21 protein-coding genes are annotated in these 18,655 nt (G+C 58.9%); 3 read left to right on the top strand and 18 right to left on the bottom strand.

Features of this window, described 5'->3' with window-relative positions:
* Nucleotides 1–21: 21 nt before the first annotated feature.
* The 10 genes from AC5RWO_RS05655 to AC5RWO_RS05700 form a co-directional block, all read right to left on the bottom strand.
* The gene (locus AC5RWO_RS05655) at nt 22–744 is read right to left on the bottom strand and encodes a substrate-binding periplasmic protein (RefSeq protein ID WP_498730008.1); all 723 of its coding nucleotides are present in this window, start codon (nt 742–744) and stop codon (nt 22–24) included.
* Nucleotides 745–969: 225 nt separating this feature from the next.
* The gene (locus AC5RWO_RS05660) at nt 970–1,668 is read right to left on the bottom strand and encodes an amino acid ABC transporter permease (protein ID WP_498730010.1); all 699 of its coding nucleotides are present in this window, start codon (nt 1,666–1,668) and stop codon (nt 970–972) included.
* Nucleotides 1,668–2,309 carry an amino acid ABC transporter permease gene (locus AC5RWO_RS05665; protein WP_498730012.1) on the bottom strand — a complete coding sequence of 214 codons (642 nt, stop codon included), beginning with the start codon at nt 2,307–2,309 and terminating at the stop codon, nt 1,668–1,670. The genes AC5RWO_RS05660 and AC5RWO_RS05665 overlap by 1 nt, the downstream gene beginning before the upstream one ends.
* Entirely contained in the window at nt 2,306–3,112 is an 807-nt protein-coding gene (locus AC5RWO_RS05670; protein WP_498730014.1) for an amino acid ABC transporter ATP-binding protein, read from the bottom strand. The genes AC5RWO_RS05665 and AC5RWO_RS05670 overlap by 4 nt, the downstream gene beginning before the upstream one ends.
* Complete coding sequence (locus tag AC5RWO_RS05675) at nt 3,109–3,657, bottom strand: SGNH/GDSL hydrolase family protein (protein WP_498730015.1); 549 nt, start codon at nt 3,655–3,657, stop codon at nt 3,109–3,111. Before AC5RWO_RS05675 ends, AC5RWO_RS05670 begins: the two co-directional genes overlap by 4 nt.
* 178 nt (nt 3,658–3,835) lie before the next feature.
* Entirely contained in the window at nt 3,836–4,792 is a 957-nt protein-coding gene (locus AC5RWO_RS05680; RefSeq protein ID WP_498730016.1) for an ABC transporter ATP-binding protein, read from the bottom strand.
* Nucleotides 4,789–5,859 carry an ABC transporter ATP-binding protein gene (locus AC5RWO_RS05685; RefSeq protein WP_498730017.1) on the bottom strand — a complete coding sequence of 357 codons (1,071 nt, stop codon included), beginning with the start codon at nt 5,857–5,859 and terminating at the stop codon, nt 4,789–4,791. The genes AC5RWO_RS05680 and AC5RWO_RS05685 overlap by 4 nt, the downstream gene beginning before the upstream one ends.
* A gap of 2 nt (nt 5,860–5,861) precedes the next feature.
* The gene (locus AC5RWO_RS05690; protein ID WP_498730019.1) at nt 5,862–6,416 is read right to left on the bottom strand and encodes an ABC transporter permease; all 555 of its coding nucleotides are present in this window, start codon (nt 6,414–6,416) and stop codon (nt 5,862–5,864) included.
* A gap of 371 nt (nt 6,417–6,787) precedes the next feature.
* The gene (locus AC5RWO_RS05695; protein WP_498730020.1) at nt 6,788–7,915 is read right to left on the bottom strand and encodes an ABC transporter permease; all 1,128 of its coding nucleotides are present in this window, start codon (nt 7,913–7,915) and stop codon (nt 6,788–6,790) included.
* 3 nt (nt 7,916–7,918) lie between these two features.
* Nucleotides 7,919–9,400 (bottom strand): ABC transporter substrate-binding protein, encoded by a 1,482-nt coding sequence (locus tag AC5RWO_RS05700; protein WP_498730021.1) that lies wholly within the window; start codon nt 9,398–9,400, stop codon nt 7,919–7,921.
* Between the two features lie 296 nt (nt 9,401–9,696).
* On the opposite strand from AC5RWO_RS05700, the gene AC5RWO_RS05705 reads away from it, so the two are divergent.
* A complete protein-coding gene (locus AC5RWO_RS05705) occupies nt 9,697–10,233 on the top strand; it encodes a helix-turn-helix domain-containing protein (RefSeq protein ID WP_498730022.1) in 537 nt (178 codons plus the stop codon).
* Between the two features lie 37 nt (nt 10,234–10,270).
* Here the strand turns inward: AC5RWO_RS05705 and AC5RWO_RS05710 are convergent, their stop codons facing one another.
* From AC5RWO_RS05710 to AC5RWO_RS05730, 5 genes are all read right to left on the bottom strand, one after another.
* Nucleotides 10,271–10,714, bottom strand: coding sequence for a nuclear transport factor 2 family protein (locus AC5RWO_RS05710; protein WP_498730023.1), 444 nt, complete (start codon nt 10,712–10,714; stop codon nt 10,271–10,273).
* On the bottom strand, nt 10,711–11,955 hold the full coding sequence (locus AC5RWO_RS05715) for an amidohydrolase family protein (RefSeq protein ID WP_498730024.1): 1,245 nt from the start codon (nt 11,953–11,955) through the stop codon (nt 10,711–10,713). Before AC5RWO_RS05715 ends, AC5RWO_RS05710 begins: the two co-directional genes overlap by 4 nt.
* Before the next feature lie 13 nt (nt 11,956–11,968).
* The gene (locus AC5RWO_RS05720) at nt 11,969–13,591 is read right to left on the bottom strand and encodes an amidohydrolase (RefSeq protein WP_498730026.1); all 1,623 of its coding nucleotides are present in this window, start codon (nt 13,589–13,591) and stop codon (nt 11,969–11,971) included.
* A 256-nt stretch (nt 13,592–13,847) separates the two neighbouring features.
* On the bottom strand, nt 13,848–14,549 hold the full coding sequence (locus AC5RWO_RS05725) for an alpha/beta hydrolase family protein (protein WP_498730028.1): 702 nt from the start codon (nt 14,547–14,549) through the stop codon (nt 13,848–13,850).
* Between the two features lie 175 nt (nt 14,550–14,724).
* Complete coding sequence (locus tag AC5RWO_RS05730; RefSeq protein WP_498730029.1) at nt 14,725–15,213, bottom strand: cupin domain-containing protein; 489 nt, start codon at nt 15,211–15,213, stop codon at nt 14,725–14,727.
* Nucleotides 15,214–15,464: 251 nt separating this feature from the next.
* Between AC5RWO_RS05730 and AC5RWO_RS05735 the strand changes: the two genes are divergently transcribed.
* A complete protein-coding gene (locus tag AC5RWO_RS05735; RefSeq protein WP_498730030.1) occupies nt 15,465–16,688 on the top strand; it encodes a pyridoxal phosphate-dependent aminotransferase in 1,224 nt (407 codons plus the stop codon).
* Between the two features lie 24 nt (nt 16,689–16,712).
* Nucleotides 16,713–17,123: a RidA family protein gene (locus AC5RWO_RS05740; RefSeq protein ID WP_498730031.1), complete on the top strand. Its 411-nt coding sequence runs from the start codon at nt 16,713–16,715 to the stop codon at nt 17,121–17,123.
* 9 nt (nt 17,124–17,132) lie between these two features.
* On the opposite strand, the gene AC5RWO_RS05745 is transcribed toward AC5RWO_RS05740, so the two are convergent.
* From AC5RWO_RS05745 to AC5RWO_RS05755, 3 genes are all read right to left on the bottom strand, one after another.
* Complete coding sequence (locus AC5RWO_RS05745; protein WP_498730032.1) at nt 17,133–17,438, bottom strand: DUF4913 domain-containing protein; 306 nt, start codon at nt 17,436–17,438, stop codon at nt 17,133–17,135.
* A gap of 14 nt (nt 17,439–17,452) precedes the next feature.
* Nucleotides 17,453–17,794 (bottom strand): hypothetical protein, encoded by a 342-nt coding sequence (locus AC5RWO_RS05750; RefSeq protein ID WP_498730034.1) that lies wholly within the window; start codon nt 17,792–17,794, stop codon nt 17,453–17,455.
* Between the two features lie 449 nt (nt 17,795–18,243).
* Nucleotides 18,244–18,564, bottom strand: a complete 321-nt coding sequence (locus tag AC5RWO_RS05755) for a hypothetical protein (RefSeq protein WP_498730036.1) — start codon at nt 18,562–18,564, stop codon at nt 18,244–18,246.
* Between the last annotated feature and the right edge of the window lie 91 nt (nt 18,565–18,655).

An 18,655-nucleotide genomic window follows, 5' to 3' on the forward strand; every position in this document is an offset into this window, starting at 1 on the left:
TGAAAGTTACCGACGCGCTTCTCATTTAGCGGCCGAATCCGCAGCTTCGGGACCTTCGATGTTTTCGGGCTGCAATCCATAACTTTCAAGTACTTCGGCCAGCTCCCCGGTCTCCTTCATGGTCGCGATGTACTCCTGGATTGCGGCGCCAAGGGCAGTGTTCGACTTCGTGAACGGGTAGTTCGACGGGTTCATCCCGGTCAGCACGGGTTGCGATTCGTCGGGGGGCAGGATCGAGATCGTGTACTCCTCGAGCATGTCGCGCTCCGAAGCCTGGTGAGTCATCTGGATGGCCTGAGAGAAAACGGCATCAATGCGACCGGCGTTAAGGTCGCCAATTTCCGCTTCCACGGAGGGATAGATGCGGACGTTTTCCTCTCCCATAAAGGCAACGACAGGTTCGTGATATTGCGAACCACCCTCCACACCCACAGTCATTCCCTGTAGGTCCTCCAACGAGTCAATTTCCTCTTTCGCGAGGATGGCACCCATGTTCCAGTAGACGCCCTCCTCGAACTGGCCGATGACCTCACCTCGCTCCGGGGTGATCGCCCAGCCACCTGAGCCGAGGTCCACGCGGCCCTCCGTCATCGCAGCAACTGCGGGGGCGCCCGCCAGTGGGGTCCACCGCATTTCGAGGCATGCTGCTTCCGCAAATCCGGGCAAGATTTCCGCATCAAATCCCTCGGCTTCGCCGGTATCAGCGTTGACGAGAATCGCCGGCGGATTGTTGACGGCTGCCACTGTGAGGTAGCCCTCAGTGACCGTGTCGAAGTCCCACTTGGGTTCGCAATCAGCCGCAACGGCCCCGGTACTTTCGTCGGTGCTACCGCATGCTGCGAGAGCGAGAGGGAGCGTAGCAACCGCTAGCCCAGCAACGATAAGACGAGCTTTTCTCATGATGAAGATCCGTTCTATTCGGATGGTGCGTGTAATCGGTGTTGATGTACACGACGTAAAGGGGAACGACTACGGCTGTGCTTGTGCAAGAGAAGGATCAGCGTTCTTCGGCACGGGCCGGGCTCTTTTGAGTCTTGAGGGGCTGAAGGACCCAGCTTTTATGAGCGCCATGATTCCCTCAAATGCGAGAACTATGACCAGGTAGTACAGCGCGGCACCATAGATATAGCGCGCCACCTCGAACGAAATAACGCCAGTTGTGTACGCGACTGACATTAGCTCCGTGATCCCGATGCTGTACGCCAGTGAGGTTCCCTGGAAGATTAGGATCGCGAAACTCGCCAGTGGTAGCACCGCGATTTTCACAGCCTGGGGAACGATTACCAGCCACAGGCTTTGCCACCGGGAAAGCCCAATGGCTTGTGCGCCCTCCATCTGTTGCTTAGAGATCGAGGCGATAGATGATCTAAAGATCTCAGCCGTGTAGCCCGCAGTTGTTATCACGAAGGCCAACACGATGGCCGGGAAGGCAGGAAGGGTCAGACCGGCACCCGGCAGGCCGAAGTAGACGAAGTAGAGGAGCACCAGAGCGGGCAACCCGCGTCCGATCTCCGACACCGCCCACGGCAACCAGCTGATCCACTTGGGCAGTGCGAACATTCCCATGCCGAGAATCATTCCCAGCAACAGGCCAGGCACGAGTACGGCGCCGGTAAGCCTCATGCTTTCGAGAAAGCCCGGCCACAACTCCAGAAGCGTCTCGACCATCAGACGCTCGCCGGTCCGACGGAAAGGTTGGTCTGCCGACGCGCGATGAGACCGAGTGCAAGGCTGATGGCGAGGTAAAGGACGCCAATAATCGAGAAATAGACCATCCCGTCTTCGCCAGCGGCCACCTTCGCGTTCGCCCAGAACGTCAATTCCTGGGCGCCGATCAGTGAAGCGATAGCGGTCTCCTTAACTATGTTGATTGCGATCGAACTAGAAGAGCCGATGATGACCTTCATAGCCAACGGCACAGTAACGAGCCACATTGCCTTCTGACGGCTGAGACCGAGAGCGGCCGCTGCTTCGCGGAGTCCAGGCGATACCGCCTCGATCCCCCCGCGATAGTTCTCGGCGAAGTAGGCAGAATTGACGATGATCAGGGTGATCAACGACGCGACCATCGCACCCGGCTTGAAGTCACCCACCGTCCAGGTGAAGAACACGATGAACAGCCAAGCCAGGGGCGGAACACCTCGAATCACCCCGATGAACGCGGCGGCAAGGAACTTCAACGCCCGGAATCGGCTCATTCGGGCAAATGCGACCGGAATCCCGAGGAGCGCGCTTCCGATGAGGGTCACCACAACCATCATCAAAGTGACGAGTAGCGCCGACCCAACCGCGCTGATGGTAACCATCATCCTTCGTCCTCAATGGCACTGAGGAACCGCCGAGTACGCTCCTGCTGCGGGTTGCGGATTACATCTTCGGGCTTGCCACTCTCGACGATGACACCATCAGAGAGAAACAGCACTCGGTCGGACAACCGCGCCGCATAGCGGATCTCGTGGGTGACCATGACCATCGTCATGCCACCTGCAGCGAGTTCGTCGATGACTGCCCGAACCTCGACACGCAATTCGGGGTCAATAGATGAGGTCGGCTCGTCGAGCAGGAGCACCTCTGGTTCCAGGGCGAGGGCCCGCGCAATAGCGACCCGCTGCTTCTGTCCGCCAGACAACTGGTCGGGTTTGAATTCCGCGCGCTCGGCAAGTCCGACGCGCTCCAAAAGGCGGAGCGACTCAGCGCGCGACTCGTCCTTGCCACGCCCGAGAACATGGCGTTGAGCGAGCGAGACATTGTCTACGACGCTCAGATTTGGGAAAACGTTGAAGGTCTGGAACACCATGCCCGCGCGGAGTCGAAGTTTGGCTAGCTGCCGCTCATTCAGCGTCACCGCTCCGGCCGCGCTAATGCGGTCACCAAGAACATCCACGGTTCCGGAAGTGGGAACCTCAAGCAGGTTGAGACAACGAATCAACGTGCTCTTCCCTGTGCCGCTAGGTCCAATGATCGAGAGCACCTCGCCCGGCTGGACTGCGAAGGACACCCCTTTGATTACCTCGACGGAGCCGAAGCGCTTCGTAAGATTTTCAACGGAGATCGCGGGTTCGGCGGGAGTGGCTCCTCCGTCCGTCCTTGTTTCAGTAATCGGTTTCGTCATATCGCTTCCATCGTGGGTTGTATCGGCCAGCTAAACGGAATCTCGCCAAGGTGGCGATGACCTGTCTGGCTCGGGTGGTTTCCGTCGTCCGTCCGCTCGGGGCGCATTTGCCCGGTGAACTCGGGGTCGTCGGGGGTTTGGTAGAAAGGCAGAACCTGCACGGACTCCTCGCGCCCGAGCTGGCGTATGCGGGCGTTCAGTTGACGATGGATACTTTCGGATCCGTCATGGCCCTTATTCCAGGGGAAGATCTCGGCTAGCTGTTTTTCTAGGCTGCCCATGACCATGCCCCGTAGGTTCGCAACTGTCTCATCCGGACTAGTTCGTCCGACGACGCCGTTGATTCTTCCCTGTTTCACGATCCAATCCGCGCCGACGGCGTCGTCGTTGAGGCGTCGCGCGATCTGCTTCGTGGTCTCAAGGTCTGCGCCGAAGTTGCGAAACTCCAGTTCCGGATGGGACTGCTGTGCCCGGACCGGGGCCTCTCTGGCGTCCGCAAGTGCACAAGTATTGACGGAGGAAATAGAAAAATTGGTGGAGGTCAAGTCAACACATCTCCTAGGGGATTATGTCCTAGATGAATCTGCTTCAGGTTCAGAGGGATTGCTGTAAGACGTATCTTGTGTGTCGGGGGCAAAGGTCCCTCCAGGCGAAAGACTTGCTGAGCCGCAAATCTCCCCAGGTCGGAGAGATCCGTTGACTCCTGCACTGTCCGTTAGGTGGTCAACCAGCACGGACGGGGATATTCGCCCCTTGGGTAAGCCAGCAAGCCGCCTTGCCTCTGTCGTGGGGCATCAGGGGCGGTGCCTCAACGCATTTTTCGAAGGCGTCTGGACATCGGGGTCGGAACGGGCACCCGGAGGGTACGTTTGCCGGATCGGGGATGTCTCCTTCAAGGGGCTTGGGGAGGGATGCGTTCTGCCGGACCCTGGGGATGGCGTCAATAAGAGCCGATGTGTATGGGTGTCTAGGATGACTCCAAAGGTCTTCAGTGGATGCAAATTCCACAATCTTCCCCAGATACATGACCGCCGTAATGTCAGCAATGTGATGTACGAGGGCAAGATCGTGGGAGATGAACAGCATGCCCACGTTGAGTTCCTTCACAAGATTGAGAAGGGTGTTGACGACCTGTACCTGGCCTGATGCGTCAAGAGCGGTAACGGGTTCGTCTGCGATGAGAACTGACGGATTCGTCACCAGCGCCCTGGCGATCGCAATCCGTTGCAGCTGCCCGCCCGAGAACTGGTGTGGGAACCGGGTCGCGGTATTGGAAGGCATACCGACCCTTTCCAGCTGTTCCAGCGCATGTTCGCGGCGTTCACGAGCAGGAGAGCCTTTGGGCAATCCGTCCATCAGCTGGTCGCCGATCCGCCGGCGAGGGTTCAGCGATGAATACGGGTTCTGAAAGACCATCTGAAGCCCCAGCTGCTCGTCGTCCCGGCGCCGCCATCCGAGTGGCCGTACAGGGTGGTCGTTCAAGCGCACCGTGCCGCCGGAAGGGCTGATGAGGCCCGAAGCAACGCGGGCAAGCGATGACTTACCGCATCCGGATTCACCGACCAATCCCACAATTTGTCCTGGTTCCACGGAGAGTGAAACGCCGTTGACAGCAGCCACCTTCTTTTTGGTAGCACCCCGGTACTCGACGACCACGTCGTTGATTTCTAACAGGCTCATACGAGATCCTTCGCTTTGCTAGGGGCCGGGGCAGATCTGACTTCCGGAGCCCTTGGATCATTGTCATCAGCGGGAACTTTTGGCGCATGGACTACACACGCAGCCAAATGAGGTTCGCCCCTGCGGCCGTGGTCCGGCACTTGCACGAGCGGAGGAACCTGCGGAGTGCAGGCCTCAACTTGGTCAGAACACCTTGTTGCAAACGGGCATCCGGCTGGGGCTGAGGACGCGGTAACAGGTTGTCCTTGTATAGGACGGAGCGCTGCACGCCCCGTACCGTCTTCCGCCATTTCGGGCCGTGCTTGAAGAAGTGCCTTGGCATACGGGTGGCGCGGGTGTCCTATCAGTTCATCGGTGCGCGCAGTTTCCATGATCCGTCCTGCGTACACGATGTACGTTCTGTGGGCCAGCGCGGCCAGGACTCCCAAGTCATGCGTGATGAAGATGACGCTGAGGTCCATCTCCCGGCTCAGCCGACGGAACAGATGGAGGATCCCGGCTTGGACGGTGACGTCCAAGGCCGTGGTTGGCTCGTCGGCGATCAGAAGTTTCGGGCCGGCGGCCAACGCGATGGCGATAGAGATGCGCTGGCGCATGCCTCCCGAGAACTGATGAGGATACGATTTCAGGGCGCGATCAGGATCAGCGATTCTCACCTGCGCCAGCAGCTCGCGGGCGCGTATCTGGGCGGCGGGCTTCTTAAGGCCCAGATGGGTTCGGAGATGGTCTGTCAATTGCTCGCCGACGGTCAGCATCGGGTGTAGCGAAGCTGTGGGGTCCTGGGAAACCATCGCGATTTTACCGCCTCGCAGTTCCCTCCATCCACGATCGTCAAGGTTCCGGAGATTCATTCCGTCAAAGTTAATTTCGCCGCGGACTTCCGCGCCCGTTGGCAGGAGGTTGAGAAGCGTCTTTCCGGTCATGCTCTTTCCGGAACCGCTCTCGCCTGCAACACCGACGACTTCTCCCGGATACACGTCGAGGGAAACGTCCGAAAGGACATCGAAGTGAGTGTCCATTGCAGGAAGGCTGACACCCACGTTTCTCATGCTCAATATAGGTTCCATGTCTACCGGCCTCCTAGCGCATGCGGATCAAGGCGGTCCCTGAGGGCATCGCCGATGATGTTACAGGCCAGCACTACCGTCAGAATGGCCAGTCCGGGGAAGACACTGACCCACCACATGCTGATGTCGTTCGTTCCGAGGGCGATCATTGCCCCCCATTCAGGTGCCGGGGGCCGAGGGCCGAGCCCCAGAAAGGACAGGGCCGCCAGCAGGAGGATGGCATTACCGAATTCCAAGGTAGCCAAAACGATCGCCGGACCGAAACTGTTAGGCACCACGTCCTTGCGCAGGGCCTTGAGCGGACCAACTCCAAGCATCCGTGACGCGTTCAGATAGTCTTCGCCCCGGATACTCAGCACTGCGCCCCTGATCACGCGGGCGTAGGCTGGCCAGGAGACGATGACCAAGGCTAGGACGGCATTCCCCGTACTGGGGCCGAGCGCAGCCGTAACGGCCATGGCCAGGATGATCTGCGGGAAAGCGAAGACCAGGTCGGTAAGCCGCATTATGGCTTCGTCGACATATTTGCCAATGTACCCGGCTATCATGCCCAACATGCCCCCAACAAGCAGCGCTGAAGCAACGATCGAAAGCGCTAGCGGGATTGAGAGCTGCGCTCCGTATATAACCCGGCTCAGTACGTCCCGTCCCAGTTCATCTGTGCCAAAGAGATGGCGGGCGCTGGGCTCAGCGTAGATGTCGGAGCTCTGGACCAGCGGACCGTAGGGGGCCAGGACAGGTGCGAGGATCGCAACGATCGCCCAACCCGAGGCAATGATAATTGCCCCTACGACGACCGGTTGTCGCCAAATCTTGCTGGATTCGGTTTTGGCTGGCCACTTGAATCTGAACAGTGGCTTCCTGGTAATTTCCCCGCCGGAAGCTGATGCGGAGGGACTTGTCGTCTCTCGGGAAGTGTCGGTCTGTGTCACGTCAGTCTTACTCTCGGATCCGCCAACCCGTACAGAAGGTCGACTATCAAATTGATTAGCAGGTACACCGCTGCGACAAATAGGGTGATGCCCAGAATGGCAGGCCTGTCGAGAGCGGAGGCGCTCTGGTAGGCGTACTGACCGATTCCCGGCCAGGAAAAGATGCTTTCAACCAGGACCGTTCCGGCCAGTAGGGACGCGAACGCGATGCCGATGACGGTGATGATTGGCACGAGTCCGGCCCGCATGAGGTACTTGACCATCACGGTCCTGGTGGGAAGACCTTTCGCATAGGCCGCGGTGATGTAGTCCTTGCGCAATACCTCCAGCAGCGCCGATCGGACAAAACGCGTCAGCATGGCAACGGTAGACAAGGTCAGCACGGCAATCGGAAGAACCATGTGCTGCACAGCATCGGCTGCCAGTTCCAAGTCACCGGCCAGCAGGGCATCCACGGAATACATGCCGGTGATGGTCTCCGGCGGTGAAAACTGGGGGCTTAGCCGGCCGCCGTTCGGGGCTACGCCGAGCACGAAGAAGAAGAAGTACAGGGCGAGGATGGAGATCCAGAACGGCGGGGTGGACAGGCCCAGTAGGGAAACAACCCTGACGACCTGATCATGCCAGCGGCCGTGGTTGACGGCTGCAATCAATCCCAAGAAGGCGCTGATGAGTATGGCCAAGATCATTGTGGGGATGGCTAGCTCAAGAGTTGCCGGAACATAGTCGAGCATGTCGGTAAGAACCGGCCGCCCGCTCTGTTGGGACGTCCCAAAATCACCCTGAAGGAGGTTGCCCAAGTAGGTGAAGTATTGAATGATCAAGGGCTGATCCAGGCCCCAGCGGCTGCGGAAGGCGGCGACTGCTGCCGGGTCTGCTAGAGCGGCGTCGGAGAGGTTGGCCGAGACCGGATCACCGGGAACGGCCTGCACGAGCACGAACGACGCTACCGTTGATCCAAGGAGCAGCCCAAGCGTTGTCAGGAGCCGGCGCCCGAGGTAACGCAGGAATGCCATGTCTCTTCGGGACCGGTCGATGATTCCTTTGCTTTGCATTTTTTCTTCATCGCCGCCGGAGTCGCTATACATTGCCGGATCCGGCGGCAACTGTGCTTTGGTTGCCATTTTCTATCCCGCAGCCTTGATGTCAGCCAAGTCAATGATCCAGCCGGCTGAAGTGTAGTTGGCGTCAGTGACCTGGGGGGTGGATACGATTGCCCCTGAATTCACTCCGAGCGGAATAAAGGGAGAATACGTGGCCATGACCTTCTGCCACTCGACGATTGCGGAAGTGCGTGCATCGTCAGAGGTTGCCGCGAAAACGTCCTGCGATGCCTCTATTGCCTGGGGGGCGGCGGCTTTTTCCGTCCACCCGACCCGCTTGGCGTTGGTGCCGCCCGGGCCCATAACTGTGACGAGGTTTTCAGCGCGGGGATAACTCAGGGCATGCGGCGTCATGCCCATTACAGATTTACCGCCGCGATACTCTTCCAGGAATGCGGTCAGCGGCAGCGGGCTCAGCTCGAGATTGATCCCTGCTTTTTTGACGTCGCCCTGGATTTTGGTGGCAATGGTTCCGAGATCGACGCCACGGTAGGTGATGGCCGGATAAATGAAGGGCACGGTTGGGTTGGTTAATCCGGCCACGGCGAGCCGCTCTTTGGCCCCTTCGATGTCCTGCTTGGGTCCGGACTCGGCCGGCAAAGAACCAGGGTATGCATCGGCAACGAAACCGCCGAGGGTGGAACCGCTGGGACCCATCAGCGCCGCGAGGCCCTCGTAGTCAATGGAGGATTTGAACGCGGCGACGAAATCCGGGTTGGAACTAATCGGCGAAACCGCGGCATCTACATTGGACCAGGCGAAGAAAATGTTGTCTTTTTTCTGGGAAACGGACAGGCTTTTCGGTAGGTCTTCGAGCAGGTTTCCGGTCAAGTCCAATGCGATCTCCGGCGATTCTGACCTGGATAGAGTGAGTTTCTGGTTCTGGATGTCCATGTTGCGAAGGACGACACGCTCGAAGGCGGGCTTTTCCCCCCAGTACTTCTCGTTGGCTACGAGTACCAGCTCCTGCCCCGGGTCGTTGCGTTCCAGAACATAGGGACCGCTGCCTGCCGACTCTGTGTCCAAGTAGGTCTGGGCGGTGTCCACACTCGCCGCGTCAGCTGCGTCCGTGGCTCCATTTTCCATGGCAATCTTGGAGTTGATGATGCTGCTCGCCGGCATGGCCAGGAGAACCGGAACGTTGGGTGAGGGCTCCTCTGCAGTGACCACCACTGTGCGTTCATCGGGAGCGTCGAAGGTTAGTCCGGCGAAGAACGTCGCCGAGCTACCCTTGAGGTTCTGAAGGCGGGTCAGTGAAAATACGACATCGGCGGAGGTGACCGGTGTTCCGTCAGAAAACGTGGCATCGTCCCGAAGTTTGAATGTGTGTACCTTGCCGGCGGCCGATGCTTCCACACTTTCGGCGAGATCCGGGACGGGTGTAGTAATGTCATCGCCTTGGAACGTCATGAGAGTGGAGTAGAGCGAATGGAGGGCGACGTAGCCCGTCTGCTCGTAGGCCCGGCCCGGATCCAATGTCTTGTAGACGAAGTTAGTGTTGGCCACCAAGGTCTTGCTCGATGAAGCATTGGAGGAACTGTCCGAAGCGCATCCGGAGCTAAGGGCCAATACAGCGACAAGGGCAGCCGAAATAAGAACTTTCGGCCATCTCTTTGTCTGCAGCCTTGATCTGATGGGCATGTGAAAAGCTCCTTAGAAATCCGTGGACGGTGACTTGCGTCATTCGAGCGTGCCAGACCACTCGATTCTTGTAAAGAGTCTTTATACAATGTTTACTGTGGCTATTCACCTCGGGGTCTGCGACACCGCCCCCGAGCCGATGCAGAGATAGAGGGTTCAACTTGATCAGTGAGCGAGTCCGGACATTGCGCAAGGAGCGCGGTATGTCCTTGAGGGAGCTGGCGTCCGCTACGGGGCTGTCAGCGGGCATGCTGAGCCAAATCGAACGGGGAACGACGGACCCCAGCTTAGCAACCATTAGGAAGCTCGCAGCCGTCTTCAGCGCCGATCTGGCTACACTGTTTGCCGAGCCTATACCAACGGCTGTTCACCATTCGAAGCCGGGAAAACGCCCAGGTCTTGCCGCAGCAAACGGGCACATCACCTATGAGCGGTTGACTCCCGGGCGCACTGATCTGGAAGTCCTACGGGGCACCCTGGCTCCGGGTGAAGCGACCTCGGAAGAAGGCTGGTCCCATCCGTCGACGGAGTGTGCAGTCGTGATCTCCGGGACCCTGACGGCCGAGGTGGCTGGAGTGAACTACGAACTCCTCACTGGGGACAGCATTACCTTCGATTCGCGGGCACTTCACCGATACGTGAATGCCGGCGATGTCCCGGCTGAATTCATCCTGTCCGTGACACCGCCAAATCCCTAGAGGGGATCCTAACCGTGCAACAATCCTGACTGCAGGCTTAGCTATCAAGGTTCGGCTGCTGGGCTTTTCCTTGCGCCAGCCGTTCAGAATGCCGGTGAACGATCCGCCAGGTGCGGCCGTCCCAGCGGAACACTTCGGTGACCCTGGAGCGCCTGATCTCAGTTGGATCCGCTGCGCTGGCGCCGGTGAGGATATATCGGACGAGGCTGGTTTCGCCCCACGTATCAATGATGTGATCACTCGCGCTAAGGTAACTGAGCTTTTGCGGCGTGGGGCGGGTGCGCCGGTAATCGTCAAGGCCGTCCCTGCCGCGGATCATTTCATCCAGATGTGTCTCCCACGCTGTCAGGGTGGGATCAACATGGGCGTCAAACCTCTCCCAGTCGGATTCCAAGAAGGCTGTATACATGTCCGTCAGCGAATCTATGATTCGGCGGGCGGCGGCAGAGGGGTCGGTGGAACCTTGCCCGGCGTCGATCATACGGAAACCTCACGTACGCTCAGGGAATAGTCGTCTCTGGTGATATCCCCGTTCTTCATCACCCAAGACAGACTGCGGTAAGTGCTTGTGTCAGTGCTCGGATCCCCGTCAGTAGCAATGAGGTCGGCGTATTTTCCGGCCTCAATTGAGCCGATCTGGTCGTCGGCGCCAAGCCACCGGGCCGGCGCGAGCGTTCCGGCCTCCATGGTCGCCCTTGGGCCGAGGCCGTTTTCCGACATATGTTCGAGCTCCCGGACTACGGCCGACGTTCCTTCAAACTTCCAGAATGGCGGCATGTCGCTGCCAAGCATGACTGTGACCCCGGAATTTAAAGCACTGCGGTAGCTCTGAAGGTGGCGTTCGCCGGCGCCCAGAGAGCGCTGCTGCATCCATTCGGGTACGCCGAGTTCATTGAAGAAGGATTTGCAACGTGTCACGACGAGCGTGGGCACTAATGCACAGCCTCTGGCCGCCATCAGGTCAGTAACCTCGCCCGTCAGCTCATACCCATGTTCCACACAGTCAAGGCCGAGATTAACGGCTTCGGCGATGATCCCGGAAGGGCCCGCATGGGCGGTGACCTTTTTGCCCCATTCATGCGCTGTCGTGATGGCGGCCTCCAGCTCGTCAGCGGTTACCTGGCGGGTGGTGATGTTTTCGTGCTGTCCGGAGATCCCGCCGGAGATCATCACCTTGATGAGGTCGGCTCCCGCCTTGATTTGCTGACGGACACCGCGGCGGAACTCCGTGGCCCCATCACATTCGAGGGCGCCGGAAGATGTGTGGCCGTGGCCGCCCGTGCATGAGAGGGGCTGCCCGGCAGTGAACATGCGGGGACCGGGGACGTAGCCTGATTTGATGGCTTCCCGGAGTGCGAAGTCGGCATGCCGCTTCTCTCCAACGCAACGGATGGAAGTGACACCGCTTTGGAGTGTTCGTGAGGCACCATCGGCCATGTAGAGCGCCAGCTGGAAGTCGTTCATGCCCTTAACTGCTGCACCTCTGGGCCCGGGAAGTGAGAGGGAAAGATGGGTGTGCATGTTGATCAGACCAGGCGAGACGTACCGTCCGCCCATATCAACCTCCCGCGGAGATTGGCTGCCGACGGCGTCCCGGACTTCGTCCTCGGCGCCGGCTGCGATGATCCTTTCACCCTCTACCAAAATGGCTGCAGTGGGCAGTGCCTGATCACGTGTCGCGTCAACGAGGTACAGGTTGTGGAGTAGAACTTGGTCGTTCATCAGGCTCGCTCTCTTAGGTTGTGGCGTTAACGAATTCAGGGGCTGTCCAAGCGATCTCTCCTGCTAAGGCCACGAGGTCCGGGGACAAATCCGGCCAGGTTGCAGGGTCTGTGTCAAGGGGGTTCTGCGGCCAGAGGACGAAGTCAGCGGCTGACCCCACGGAAAGGCTGCCCAGATCAGGGTTGTTAATGTAGTCCCCGGCATCTCGGGTGAACATGGTCAGGGCTTGGCGGGGACTGATAGCCTCGTGGTTCCCGAGGCTACTGCCATCCCAAGCCTTACGTTGGACCGCTATGGCGGCTCCGGCCAGCGGGGCGCACGGGTGCGTGTCGGAGCCTGCTGCAAACGAGATGCCAAAGCTTGCCAGCGTTGCCAGTGGGACGGCCCGTGCCGCCAGCGGCCCCCAGGCTGCCCGCATCTCGCCGCTGTACACATATGCCAGGGCGGGATTCAGCGATAGTTTAATGCCCAGCTTGGAACACGCCTGCATGTCGGGGACATCTATGAGGAAGGCATGGGCAATGTTCACTTGGCCCTGCGCTAGGTGTACCCCTTCGCTACGCAGATCCTGGACTGTTGCGGTGATGGCTTCGATGGCACCCCCGCCCATCGCATGAACGCAGACCGGCCAATTGCGTTCAGCGGCCAGAAGCAGCAAGTCGCGGAGTTCCTCACGGGTGTAGTGCGGTATGGTTTTGACCCCGGTGGTCTCACCATCACGCATCCAGGCGTTGGCGAACTCCCCGTCGAGCAGGAACTTAAGAGCCCAAGCCCTAAGCCCATCGTCTCCGTCCCCGGGCAGTGCGGAGCTGTTCAGGACGCGGGATTTCTCTGCTTCGTATGGCTTGCGCCAATCGAAGCGGTTCATCAACAGGATCCGCTGGGGCAGCTGCCCCCGTTTCGCAGACTCCTGGTACAGCGCCCATGATGAATCGAAGGCGCCGGCAAGTCCAGGTTCGACGATGGTGGTGATACCCATGGCCAGCAGTCGTTGGCATGCCTCGGCGAGTATGTCTTGCCGATAGGCGACGTCGGTCATACTGAGGGTGTAGATTGCATCGTTCAGGACACGAACCGAGGCGCCGGAAAGGTAACCGGTTTCGGGGTCATATCCTTCGGTCATTTCCTCTAGCTTGGAAGCCATGAGCGCAATGCCGGCGCTGTTAATCACCGACCGATCGGGCCGCCTGTACAGGTAGACCGGAATATCTGCTGCCACGCCATCCAGTTCCTCCCGGGTAGGTAGCCGCCCTTCGGACAGATTCCTCTCGTTCCAAGCAGCGTTGTCCGCGAAACACCGGATCCACACCCCCTGCTGGCCCAAATCTCTGGACTGCTCAGCCCGCTTACGGACAGCCTCTAGGACCTCAGCTACCGAGCGGGCGTTTTCGAGTTTCAACATTTTTAACTCGTGGGAGACCTTCTCCAGATGCATGTGTGTGTCGATGAACCCGGGCAGCACCGCGCGGCCTGCCAAATCAGTCCGGTAGGTTTGTGGCGCACACAGGGCTTCAATTTCCGTGCCCGAGCCAATAGCCAGAACTTTCCCATCGGCGATAGCCATCGCCTCTCCGGATGTGCCGGCGCGGTCGAAAGTATCTATATACCCATTGAAGAGCGCCCAGTCTGCAATCATGGTCCTATTCTTACCCCAAACATGTCTAGTGATTCTATAATTTTGTCTACTTACATTAAACATTTCAGTAGGGGGCAGTTTGGCCTGCCTCAGTTGGAGCCCTAATGCCGGATCACTTGACGGCGCCTTGGTGCGGCTCTAGTCCGGTCATGGCACGGATCGACGACCGTAATACCTGAACGGGGCCAATGCCTCGCAGCGGTTCACCGCCCCGATCCTACGAGGCTGCGCTGTTGCTGGGTCCTCCCGCTCCGCATCATTTGGAGGACGATTCTTGGTTATCGAGGCTCTTCCTTTCACGCGCCTCAAGGCAGTCGCGATTGAGGAATGAGATGCCTTCCATCCACTGCAATACGTCGAGCCAATGGCTTGCGCGCGGATTTATCGCATCAAGATGCGACAGCCCGGCAGTAATGCGCAGCGTTACATCATCCCCATGCTCAATAGCTGCCGCATAAAAATCCAAGGAATGTTGTACAGGCACTCGGACATCAACATCGCCGTGAACTAGCAGGATGGGCCGCCCCAACGGGAGCTGTCGGATGGGCGACGCCTGCGCGTATTCGCCTGGTGCCTGACACGAGGATCCACCCATAAACTCAAGAGCCGCACTTTCCCCAAGCCCTTCGCGCTCCGTTCGAGCGATATCCGAGACCGGAGCGAGCGCCACGACTGCATCCATGAATTCGGCCCCCAACAGGGCCAACTGACCACCGACTGAATGCCCTAGGCCGATGATTGGCCCCTGCTTGAAGTGTTCGTTCGTGTAGCTGCGAATGATTCCAAGCGCCGCTCTGACGTCGTTGGCTGTTGCAGGCCATCCGCCACCGTTGCCGCAACGGCGATACTCGACATTGCTGACCGCCCACCCCCGGAGAACAAGATCCGCGGCAAGTGCCGCCATTAATGTCCGGTCGAACTTCGCCCGCCAATAGCCGCCGTGGATTAGGACGGCCATTCCCTTGGCCCCACTTGGAACTATGGGGGACACAACCTCCACTGTCTGTTGGTCGGAAGTTCCGTAGTGTAGAACCAGAACCTGCGCTCCGTCAGGAGCGTAAGAGGTGGATTCGGCTTCAATCGACGGGGCGGCGGCATGAGGTCCGACCGCCCCGCCTGCTTCCGGTGTCATGCTAGGCGCCCGAAACAGATCCCGGCGGCAGGAAATTGACGTCGTGAAGAGCGGATCGACGGACAACTTCCTCAGGATCACTGAGATCGTGCAGCTGATCAAAGAGCTGGGCTAAGCGCCCTGCAGGACTGACCCAGAAAAGCGCCTTACCGGATTCCTCAGAACGGTTGAAGTAAGCGTGGGGCAGGTTCATGGGCATTCGAACGGTGTCCCCTGGGCCTGCCGTTGTCCATTCACCGTCGAGGTAGAGGGTGTATTTTCCTTCGAGTACATATATGTGTTCGTCCTGCGTCGGGTGCACGTGGGGTGGAACACCCGTCGTGGGGGGGTCAAAAGAGAGCCACGCAAAGCTGCTCGCGCTTTCCACCTTCGAATAGTAGGTGTGACCAAGGACGTTCCAGACCTTGTTACCCATTGCTTCGCTAGCCAACGTAATGCCCTTAGGCAAGCGGCCGACGGTTATTTCGTCTTGATTCAGAGGAGATTCCATTTCGTTCCTTCTCGCTGTCGGTGGATGAATTAGTGGAGCTCGCCTGAGCCGGTATGCGGCTCACGTACATTACGGCGGTAACGAGTACTCCCTACTCTGGTTCACTTCGAGAGTGCGCAGGCTCACTAAATCTAGTCTAACTAAAAAAGTTGTACTGTCAGCATACAAACTGGTTATAGTTGCAGGAATCGTTTTCCTCGACGTCGACCTCCAACACTTTGTTGCTGTCCCAGAAGTGAGGTAAGCCCTTCATGAAGAACCTGATGACCCCCCGATTTTTGCCCTTGCAAGGGGGGCTCTTTTCAACTGTCACCAAAGCCGATGTCGGTGATGGCGTTGGAACCCTGATCGCTGCAGGGGTTGATGTTATGGCTTGGGCAGATCCGTTCTTCCCGGACCCTTCCATTCCCGAAAGCGTGATGGCGGCCATGGCCGAAGCGCTCTCCTCAGGATTGCCTTCCCATTACACGATGCCGATCGGAAGCATTGATCTGCGTCAGACGATTGCTGGGAAGCTCGCTGAGCGGAACGGCATCATCGCCGATCCTTCCCGAAATATCCTTGTGACGCCTGGTTCCGATTCCGGCCTGCTCTATGCCATGATGCCGTTCCTGGAACACGGGGACGAAGTGCTGGTCCCGGATCCAAGCTATCCGTCCAATTTCGTGAACTGCCGCATGCTGGGAGCGATTCCGGTCGGCGTTCCGCTCCACGCTAAGGACGGCTATCAGCTCGACGTAGCTGAACTTCAGGCAGCCCTGACACCCAAGACTAAGATGATTGTCATTTCCCACCCGAACAACCCGACGAGCACAGTCTTCCGCCGAGAGACGCTGGAAGCCCTTGCCCGGTTTGTCGTCGAGAACGACTTGATCCTCATTTGCGACCAGGCATTCGAGGATCACGTGTTCGATGGCGTTGAAATGGTCAGCCCTGCAACCCTACCCGGTATGTGGGAGCGCACCGTGACGACATTTTCGGTGTCCAAGGGGCTGGGACTGAGCGGCTTACGGGTTGGCTACTTAGTCGCGCACGACCGAATCATGGATGCCCTCTACGGTGGAGCGGTGAACATGTTGGGCGCGACGAACACGCTCGCACAGATTGGGGCCATTGCAGCACTCAAGGACGAGACGATCCTGCCTCGCTACTTCAAGATTCTTGACCGTCGGCGGCAACTTGCGTTCGAACACTTTTCGTCCATTCCCGGCGTCAAGATGCAGATGCCGGAGAGCGGCATCTTGTCCTGGCTAGATGTCCAAGAACTGGGATCGGCTTCGGAGGTCTCCAAATACCTTCTCGAAAACGCCCGCGTCATGGTGAACGAAGGTGATCCATACGGCTCCCAAGGAGCAGGGCATCTTCGAATCGTCCATGCATGCTTCATGGACGAACTAAGGGCCATCGAAGTTTACTCTCGGATTGAATATGCCCTGAAAGTGATGTCCAACGAGCGTAGTTCGCTCGCTGTCTAGCCCCTCTCCCCTGATTGGATCGCCATGAACCCCTCGCCCACACACGTCCGGCCGGTAACAACGGCGAATGCTCCAGCAGCCATAGGCCCGTACTCTCAGGCCGTATGCGCAGGAGGCCTGATGTTCATCTCCGGGCAGCTACCTATCGATCCCACGACAGGCACGTTTGTGGAAGGAGGTGCAGCCGAACAAACGAAGCGAGCCATCGCAAACATTTCCGCCATCCTCGAATCCGAGGGGTTGCAACTTAGCCAAGTCGTGAAGACTACGGTCTTCTTGTCCGACTTAACGGATTTCGAAGAAGTGAATGCCGTCTATGCGGAACATTTCCGGGGAGATTTTCTTCCAGCTCGAGCCACGCTCGAGGTAGCTGGCTTGCCCAAGAATGCGCGTGTCGAGATTGAGGCCGTTGCAGCCGGGGCCCGACTCCCGTAGCTCCCCTGGCTATATGCGGAAAGAAGGGCCTGGGCTGGAGGCCTGAAGGCAGCCCCACTGACCGGCACAGAGATCCTTCAAACGCCAAATGGCCGCGACGCATGAGACTGCTTCGGGGTGGAAGTACCACTCGATGCACCACCCTGCCGTTTTCCCGGTGACGCTCCGGACGTAGGTGGGCAGCAGCTGCTCGTGCAGGAATTCTTCGGCCGAGCCGTAGACGAGCTCCGGTGCCTCCCTGGTCTTTTCGTCCCCACCCCTGCCTGGGCCGGGTGCGGGAGTGCCGGTATCGAACAATCCGAAACCATCTTCCATGAGTGAGCGCTTCCTTACTTCATGACCCAGGGATTCGCGGCCGGCGCGGCCGGGACCGGGACTGATTCTTTTTCTGGCTGCGGGCTGTACTTCTTGATGGACGCTTGAATGGCTTCCTTGTGCGGGCTGGTGTACCAGGGCAGTGTGCGCACCAGCGTCGCCGGTGCACCGGAGGCCAGGACTACGGCGCGGCCGCGGTCGAGTTCGGCGAGATTGGAAACATCGAAGATGCGTTCCTTGCCTTCCAGGCGTGAGCGGCTGGACCCGGACCTGCCGGAGGACATTGAGACGTTGATGTAGCTGTAGTCCCCGATCAGGTCCGAGAGTGCGCGGAGGAAGCCTCCTCCTTCGGCCACTCCCCCGCCGCAGAGCCTGCAGGCCATGGCAAGATCAGCTTCGCCATCCCAGGCTGCGCGAGCACCTCAACGAGGCAACTGGTTGAGGTGGAAACGACGAGGACTAACTAGCTCATCAACTGTGCAGAGACTATCTGCACAGTTGATTGACGCAATTGCTACTGCCCGTGGAACCTCAGCTCCCGCTGACGGTTAGACGCCGAGCTCTCAGGTGGCGAGCAATATGTGCCACAGCCTGTGGCACATATGGCTGATAGCAGTTAGGCAATGTAGTGGCTGGCCCAAGATAGGCCCGCGGCTGTAAACCCCACCCTGCCTTGAGGGATCGATTGACCCCCGATTGATGCTCGAATTACATATCGTCCGTTATCGGCGAAAGAAAATGCCTAGTCAGAAGGGGTTCCAACCGTGTATCTCCCGTCTGGCGCCCGCCGATACACATGGCCCATTCACATGGCCGACTGACTCTCACGGACTTTGTTTTCCAAGGCCCGATTAAACCAAGGGGGTGGAAGGTTCGCCGTACGGCTGTTCAACCCTGTGGTTGAGCACAGTCCCATCGGCCAGTGTGATGGTGACAGGCGAAGGCGTCTTCCACGATCATGGGCGCGCGGGGTCAGGCCGAACTTCTTCACGGCCGCCTCGGAGATCACGACGATCGTGGAAGAAACGTCATTGAGGGAACTGGAGTTGCCCGGCGGCTGGGGGCCCCGGGACAGGTCGCGCAGCGCCTGCCTTCCGGTGTCCGTGGGGGAAAGTTCTGTTTCCATGCGCGCTCCCATGGTCGATGTCTTGGTGTACGGTCCTAGTCGGTTTCGGGTCCCCAGCAGTAGGGGCAGTCGGGTTCGGGCGGGCCGAGTT

This window comes from Arthrobacter sp. B055-34, from assembly GCF_059090425.1.

Excerpts from the sequence above, each read along its gene's own strand:
- AC5RWO_RS05730 (WP_498730029.1), bottom strand. The coding sequence starts at position 15,213 with ATGGAATCTCCTCTGAATCAAGACGAAATAACCGTCGGCCGCTTGCCT.
- AC5RWO_RS05720 (WP_498730026.1), bottom strand. The coding sequence starts at position 13,591 with ATGATTGCAGACTGGGCGCTCTTCAATGGGTATATAGATACTTTCGAC.
- AC5RWO_RS05665 (WP_498730012.1), bottom strand. The coding sequence starts at position 2,309 with ATGATGGTTACCATCAGCGCGGTTGGGTCGGCGCTACTCGTCACTTTG.
- AC5RWO_RS05680 (WP_498730016.1), bottom strand. The coding sequence starts at position 4,792 with ATGAGCCTGTTAGAAATCAACGACGTGGTCGTCGAGTACCGGGGTGCT.
- AC5RWO_RS05695 (WP_498730020.1), bottom strand. The coding sequence starts at position 7,915 with ATGGCAACCAAAGCACAGTTGCCGCCGGATCCGGCAATGTATAGCGAC.
- AC5RWO_RS05740 (WP_498730031.1), top strand. The coding sequence starts at position 16,713 with ATGAACCCCTCGCCCACACACGTCCGGCCGGTAACAACGGCGAATGCT.
- AC5RWO_RS05755 (WP_498730036.1), bottom strand. The coding sequence starts at position 18,564 with ATGGAAACAGAACTTTCCCCCACGGACACCGGAAGGCAGGCGCTGCGC.
- AC5RWO_RS05745 (WP_498730032.1), bottom strand. The coding sequence starts at position 17,438 with ATGGAAGATGGTTTCGGATTGTTCGATACCGGCACTCCCGCACCCGGC.
- AC5RWO_RS05670 (WP_498730014.1), bottom strand. The coding sequence starts at position 3,112 with ATGACGAAACCGATTACTGAAACAAGGACGGACGGAGGAGCCACTCCC.
- AC5RWO_RS05710 (WP_498730023.1), bottom strand. The coding sequence starts at position 10,714 with ATGATCGACGCCGGGCAAGGTTCCACCGACCCCTCTGCCGCCGCCCGC.
- AC5RWO_RS05735 (WP_498730030.1), top strand. The coding sequence starts at position 15,465 with ATGAAGAACCTGATGACCCCCCGATTTTTGCCCTTGCAAGGGGGGCTC.
- AC5RWO_RS05690 (WP_498730019.1), bottom strand. The coding sequence starts at position 6,416 with ATGTTGGGCATGATAGCCGGGTACATTGGCAAATATGTCGACGAAGCC.
- AC5RWO_RS05660 (WP_498730010.1), bottom strand. The coding sequence starts at position 1,668 with ATGGTCGAGACGCTTCTGGAGTTGTGGCCGGGCTTTCTCGAAAGCATG.
- AC5RWO_RS05725 (WP_498730028.1), bottom strand. The coding sequence starts at position 14,549 with ATGGCCGTCCTAATCCACGGCGGCTATTGGCGGGCGAAGTTCGACCGG.
- AC5RWO_RS05685 (WP_498730017.1), bottom strand. The coding sequence starts at position 5,859 with ATGGAACCTATATTGAGCATGAGAAACGTGGGTGTCAGCCTTCCTGCA.
- AC5RWO_RS05715 (WP_498730024.1), bottom strand. The coding sequence starts at position 11,955 with ATGAACGACCAAGTTCTACTCCACAACCTGTACCTCGTTGACGCGACA.